This is a genomic window from Nitrosomonas communis, assembly GCF_024102715.1.
GTDB classification, from domain to species: Bacteria; Pseudomonadota; Gammaproteobacteria; order Burkholderiales; family Nitrosomonadaceae; genus Nitrosomonas; species Nitrosomonas communis_B.
Genome location: NZ_JAGFJM010000029.1, coordinates 20,572 through 27,128 on the forward strand (window position 1 = coordinate 20,572; position 6,557 = coordinate 27,128).

A 6,557-nucleotide genomic window follows, 5' to 3' on the forward strand; every position below is an offset into this window, starting at 1 on the left:
AAAATGATATGGTTTACAAAGAGCCTTTTGTGGAAGGAATGAGATCGATAGCACGCGGATCTGCTTCTAGCGCCATGCGTAAGGCTCGTCCAAATGCCTTAAAAATGGTTTCTGCCTGATGATGCGCGTTATTGCCTGAGAGATTATCTATGTGCAAGGTGATCATGGCATGATTGACTAGGCCTTGGAAAAATTCATGGACTAGATCGACATCAAATTCACCAATGCGTGCACGTGCAAATTGCACATGGAATGCCATGCCGGGGCGACCAGAAAGATCAATCACGACTCTTGACAATGCCTCATCTAGTGGCACATAGGCATGTCCGTAACGGCGTATGCCTTTTTTGTTTCCAAATGCTTGTGCTAGTGCCTGTCCCAGCGTGATGCCAATATCCTCTACAGTATGATGGGCATCAATATGCAAGTCACCTTTTGCATTTATTTTCAGATCAATCATTCCATGACGCGCAATTTGATCAAGCATGTGATCAAGAAAGGGTATGCCGCTATCCAGGATGGCATGACCTCTACCATCCAGATTGACCTCGACGGCGATCTGAGTCTCCAGCGTATTACGGGTAACTTGGGTTTGACGCATAAAAATATTTATTTGTAAATATGGACAATCAGGCTAATAACAATGGTTTTTCAAGTATGCGACGCAGTGTTTTACAGAATTGCGTATTCTCATCAGCAGTACCAACTGTGACGCGCAAGCAATTTTTTAGTAAGGGATGAGTACCATCAAGATTTTTGATTAATATGCCGTATTGCTGAAGTTCTTGAAAAATCAGACTAGCCTGATTGAGACGAAATAAAACAAAATTTGCATCTGACGGAAAAACTTCAATACCTTCCATCGTTGCTAGACGAGCCCTCAAAATGGCCCGTTCTGCTTTAATTGTTGCAGCCTGCTCCAGCAATATATCATAGTGCTGGAGGACTCTCTCCACAATCAACTGGGTCATGACTCCTACATTATAGGGCAAGCGCAGTTTTTCAAATTGTGTCAGCCATTCAGGTCTACCGACCAGCAGCCCCAATCTTAATCCAGCCAGCCCTAGTTTTGAGAGCGTACGCATCAGCAACAAATTAGGATATTGAGTAAGCATATCCATAAAACTTGCATCGGCAAAAGCATGATAAGCTTCATCGACAATGACGATACCAGGTGTGGCCTCAATAATGCGGCAGATTGCCTCACTATCAAATAAATTGCCACTGGGATTGTTGGGATAAGCTAAAAAAATCACTGCAGGCTGGTGTTGGGCAATAGCGGCAAGCATGGCATCCAGGTCGAGAGAAAAATCAGCGGCTAACGGCACGCCCACATAGTTCATACCACAGAAAGTAGCGATGATGCGGAACATGGCAAAGCCCGGCTCCACCCCCATCAGCACAGCGCCTGGCTTAGCCGTGGCAAGCGCAATGATCTGAATAAGTTCATCCGATCCATTTCCCAACATAATCGCCATTTCAGCAGGAATGGACAGGGTATTTCTTAAGACAGACTTCACTGACGCCGCACTTGGATCGGGATAACGGTTAATATGGGCATCCTCTGTCAATTGGGAAATTTCTTCGCGCAGGATCAAGGGCAAAGTATAAGGATTCTCCATTGCATCCAGTTTTATCATGCCCTTTGCTGGAGGAACATGATAAGCAGAAAGCGCAAGAATTTCTGGACGAATGATGCTTTCAAGTAAATTAGACATGCTATTTGATCAAAATAACCTGAGATAGAAGCTTGAAATGCAGGAAGTCATGTAAAGCATTTAATTGCAGCAAGTTAGATTGTAGAATCGATATCGGCTAATAATGTAGTGTTATACAAAACTAAACTGCCAACTTCAACAGATGCAATTATTCAATATTCCGTTTTTTTATTAGATGCTGTTTTTAATCTTATTCCTAGATAAGATGTACCTTAGGTTTAAGATGAAAGTTTAACACACACGACCAGAAACCAAAGCATTAAAAGAAAGCTTTTATATTCTCAAATTCCCCAATAACACTAAACTTATTAGTTCTTTTTTATAATGGATCATTATCTTTTTTCTCTTGCCATGTAATATACAAAAACACACCGACGATGATTGCGACGGGAAAAATAACATAATAACCAAGTGCATGTGCAGTATCCGTATCTACTCCCGCTGGCAAGGGGCTATTGATAATTTTATAACCATGAAATACCGCCACAAAGAATACACCGACCAAGCCAGCTATACGACGATTGATTAACATCCGGCCTGCTATTAGATTAAATCCATGTGTAGCAAAGTATCCAAGAAAATAGATCACTGTATAAAAGATTAAAGCGCCCACTGCAGTCAATAAATTAATAATGCGTTTGTCAAATAAATCAGATGAACTACCAAATCAGCTCATTTCATCTGATGATACCTAAACACTCGATCAACGATCAACTTGTATTCCTCAAATGGCCACACTCGAGTGTACAAGCTTAACCACCGACATTGTGCGCTATTAACTGTTAAAAAAATAGCTTAAAACATCATAATTTTTTCCATATTGAGGAAGAGTCTGTCTGATTACCATTGGATCAAGCCATTCCCAGGCATAGTGGTAAAAATGCTACAGACAGCATCTCATGACGTATCCCAACCCATTTTCTGCTTGTCACAATAACTGAAATATTGTACATAAATCAAAAGCAATGATTTACGTTCCCGCTAAATACGACACTACCATACCAAATACATGAATAGCATTCATCGACACAACAACAAGAGTGTTACTCAGCTAGCAAGCAATGAAGCATAAACAATATATTCGGTTAACAAGATGTGCGTTATCCATGATTTTGTTAGCGCACAGGATAGCGCGGGTTACGTCCTGGCTCAGAAGCAGCGCATAGCAAAGATGTTTAACCATAACAACAAGGAAATGCTTCAACTAGACGCCAGCATCTAACTTATTAGACCAAATATACGGAATAGGTACCATGCCAACACTGTCACAATCCGGCAAAGGATGATGTGACAGCACCAAGGCAGATCACTAGCACCGGATATGGATGATTACAACGATATTGAGAATAAAGCAGATAATCTAGTTGCTATTGCTACAGCTATTATCAAAAAGGGAATGACATGAACCAAAAGCATGATTCCGCAAAAACTGATGACAGCGAGATCCACAGCACGATAGAGCCACTCGCAGAACCGCAGACACATCGGAGAGAAGTGGAAAAGCAACAACGACCAGAAGAAACAAATGATCGCCATACAGATCCCTATGATCTGTTGCCAGTAGGTTATCTTACACTGGATAAAGCTGGCAACATTCTGGCCATCAACCTGAGTGGATCTGCCATTCTCGGCAAGGAACGTGCCTCCATTCTGAATACGCTTTTCCTCACCCACATTACTCAAGATGACCATCCCATATTTATTGACTATCTGCGACAAACTTTCGACTCTCCCCATAACACTGTAGTCGAGTTAAGAATCACCGCTCCTTTCAGCAGAATAATCTACATCCGTCTGGAAAGTTTAGCCGTAAAAGACACCGGTATTTGCCGCACGGTAATGACCAATATCAACCTGATCAAAGAATCGACAAGCCACCACCGACAGTTATTACATAGCAATCGCCGATTGATGCAAAACCTGTTCAAGATGCAAGAAGAAGAACGGCGTCTTCTCGCGCGCGAACTGCACGATGAGTTAGGCCAGTGGCTTACCGCTATTCACGCGGAAACAGAAACGATCGCCCATTTGTGCGATAAAGACTCGGGTATTTATCTCAGCGCTCAAGCTATTAAACAATGCGTAAAAAAAATGCATGCAGTGATGCACGATATGCTGCATCAATTGCGCCCCGTTCTCCTGGACACTCTTGGACTGGAAGATGCTTTACATGAGCTCAATAAACAGTGGGTCACGCACAATCCCCACATTGATCTCGAGCTGGCGTTTGAAGGTAAACTTGATAAGCTCAACGAGCATATTAATATCACTGTATTTCGCATTGTGCAGGAGGCACTCAACAATGTCCGCAATCATGCCGAGGCTAGCCGGATTCTAATACGCTTGCATCGCAAAACTGGAGCAACCGCTGCGGATGATATTCTACTGCTAAGCGTGGAGGATGATGGCAAGGGTTATAATGTCGATCAAACACCCAAAGGATTAGGATTGCTCGGCATGCGTGAACGCGTAATCGCTGCAGGCGGTAAGTTTTCTGTTCACAGTATGCCAAACCATGGAACTCAGATTTACGTTAGATTGCCGCTCGACTGCTCTAACAGAAGGAGAAAAACTGACGATCTTTAACAACTCAAATGAGCTGATTACAAAGTGATGTGGCTATATAATCAAGCGCACCTCACTTCGCTCGTCTGGTCACTCTAATCGTGCTGTTTCTGTAAGAAGCTTATTACAAAATACACCACATATACTACATCCCGCCCTCTTCTTCCTACTATTAAGGAATTTTCTTAGATAAAAATAAACTCTATGCTTATTCTATTCGTATACATAATGCAGCAGAATATACAAAAATCCAAATAAATTCATTGATGGCATAAGATCATCACCCATATTTACATAACATGTTTTTCAATAAGAAACCGGTTATTTAGCAATACCGCTCATTTATTTACGTTGCAGTGAGTGTTACGTAATTGAAGGCACAGTGAAGGCACAGCAAGTTAAGCGATCAACAGTTTTATGCGCTCAATTGAAGGCGACTCTAATGCCGGAGTTTCAGTAATTGTTAAAATATTGAAGTTTGCATAACCAGGCATTGGTCAATATTTAATCATACTTGAGGCAGATTTCGGACAACAAAGTTATTACTCGACACAGACTTTGAACCTAAACCAAAAAAACCACCTCATATTTGAAGGAGAGATGATGAAGAAGTTTACTCCAGCTTCACCAAGCCCAACTGTAAAAACAATGGAAGTGCTCGAATTGTGAGAGACAAGCCAGTTACAGTTCTACTGATCGATGACCATCCAGTAGTCCGCAGCGGTTATCGCCGTCTACTTGAAAGCACGTCTGATATTCATGTGGTAGCCGATGCGGATAATGGAGAGACTGGCTGCGCTCTTCATCAAGAATATACACCCGATGTTACCATCATTGATCTAAATCTTGACAAGGAAGGTATAGATGGTCTAGAAACCATTCATCGTATCAAAACGAAAAATCCTGCTGCAAATATTCTGGTGTTTAGCATGTACAGCAATGAAATCATGGTCCAGCGCGCATTAAAGATGGGCGCAACGGGATACATCACCAAGCAAAGCAATCTTGAACAATTGCTAAAAGCAGTTCGCAAGGTAAGTCAGGGTCAGGCATATATCGATCCGGAACTGGCTGCAAACTTACTTTCTGATAAAGTGCTAGGCAGAACCTCTGAAAATCCTTTGCATGTTCTGTCCAAGCGCGAATTCCAGTTATTTAAACTGATAGCGGAAGGACATTCAGTGACGCAAATTGCGGCAATGATTTCTATCAGCCCTAAAACTGTTGGTGTTCATCAAGCAAGCATCATGAAGAAGTTAAAATTAAAGAACACGTCCCAACTGGTTCGTCTCGCCATCAGCTGTAATATCATTGAAGCGCAACACTGAGATTTATCATCCACTGGAACTTGCGCATTTCAATTAATTGATTTTTCATTCTGACTGATTATTTTGTCATATCACGCGTTGACGCGCTTGTCATCAGTCCCTGCCGCTCCAAAAGAACTGATCAGCACTTGCAGCTGAGCATGCATTCATACGATCCATTTTGAAGAATTTACTTATTTATTCATTTCCCGTACTCCTTAAAATACGAACCACCTGCTTAAACATTCGTTTTAGTTGGTTGTATCAAAGTCAGTTAATACTTTTTTCGAGGAGATCTGAAATGAATCAATTAAACAAGAAGATCATAACCGTAAGTAGTCGGTCCTGTAAAATTCACCTAGCTGCTAATATAGTTTTAGCATACTGAGTATTCACATCATATTCACATCAACAGTTATAAGTTCGCTCCTTATAGGATTGATCAGCTGAATCAATAAAAGTCGCAAAAAAACCGCCTTCAGTCCCAGGCGAACTATTGCTCGCAACAACCAACGCAGGTTATAACCCGCTGCGCACAGTACTGCATGGAGCGCATCGCCCAGTTTGCCCTGTAACCAGCAACGATCCATCCGATGATCTGATTTTAAGTGTCCGATTGCTGGCTCCACAGCCTGGCGACGCTTAAGCCATCGTCGCTGCTGCCTCGTTAGTGACTTGTACCTGCCGCGATGGAAAGACCTCTTGCATAACCCTGATAATTTTGTTGCGGTGACGGGGAAAAATTTCCAAATGACACTTTTGCGCGTTTTTTTAACAGAAAAGTGAAGTTTTACTCCTTTTTCAAAGGAGTTTCTCACCCTTATGCTGCATTGGGGGCGAACTGCTCCCCTTTTTGAGGGCTCATCCACAAAAATTTTGTTGGCAGCTTTTTTCAGATTCATGCAGATGCTTTTCAGCACGACTTGGGCATTGACTTTTGCCGTGCCGAAGTAGCTGGCGCGCCGAG

The 6,557-nt window shown here is 42.2% G+C and carries 6 protein-coding genes; 2 read left to right on the forward strand and 4 right to left on the reverse strand.

Annotation, left to right across the window (positions count from 1 at the left end):
* Positions 1-13: 13 nt before the first annotated feature.
* The 3 genes from hisB to J5I83_RS03080 form a co-directional block, all read right to left on the reverse strand.
* Positions 14-601, reverse strand: coding sequence for an imidazoleglycerol-phosphate dehydratase HisB (gene hisB, locus J5I83_RS03070; protein ID WP_304053203.1), 588 nt, complete (start codon positions 599-601; stop codon positions 14-16).
* A gap of 28 nt (positions 602-629) precedes the next feature.
* Positions 630-1,718, reverse strand: a complete 1,089-nt coding sequence (gene hisC, locus J5I83_RS03075; RefSeq protein WP_304053204.1) for a histidinol-phosphate transaminase — start codon at positions 1,716-1,718, stop codon at positions 630-632.
* A 319-nt stretch (positions 1,719-2,037) separates the two neighbouring features.
* Positions 2,038-2,250 carry a hypothetical protein gene (locus J5I83_RS03080; RefSeq protein ID WP_304053205.1) on the reverse strand — a complete coding sequence of 71 codons (213 nt, stop codon included), beginning with the start codon at positions 2,248-2,250 and terminating at the stop codon, positions 2,038-2,040.
* A gap of 869 nt (positions 2,251-3,119) precedes the next feature.
* On the opposite strand from J5I83_RS03080, the gene J5I83_RS03085 reads away from it, so the two are divergent.
* Complete coding sequence (locus J5I83_RS03085) at positions 3,120-4,304, forward strand: ATP-binding protein (RefSeq protein WP_304053206.1); 1,185 nt, start codon at positions 3,120-3,122, stop codon at positions 4,302-4,304.
* 644 nt (positions 4,305-4,948) lie between these two features.
* Positions 4,949-5,611, forward strand: a complete 663-nt coding sequence (locus J5I83_RS03090) for a response regulator transcription factor (RefSeq protein ID WP_304053207.1) — start codon at positions 4,949-4,951, stop codon at positions 5,609-5,611.
* Between the two features lie 371 nt (positions 5,612-5,982).
* Here J5I83_RS03090 and J5I83_RS03095 read toward each other — a convergent pair.
* Positions 5,983-6,557 (reverse strand): transposase (locus J5I83_RS03095; protein ID WP_304053208.1); only part of this gene is annotated, 575 nt, incomplete at its 5' end.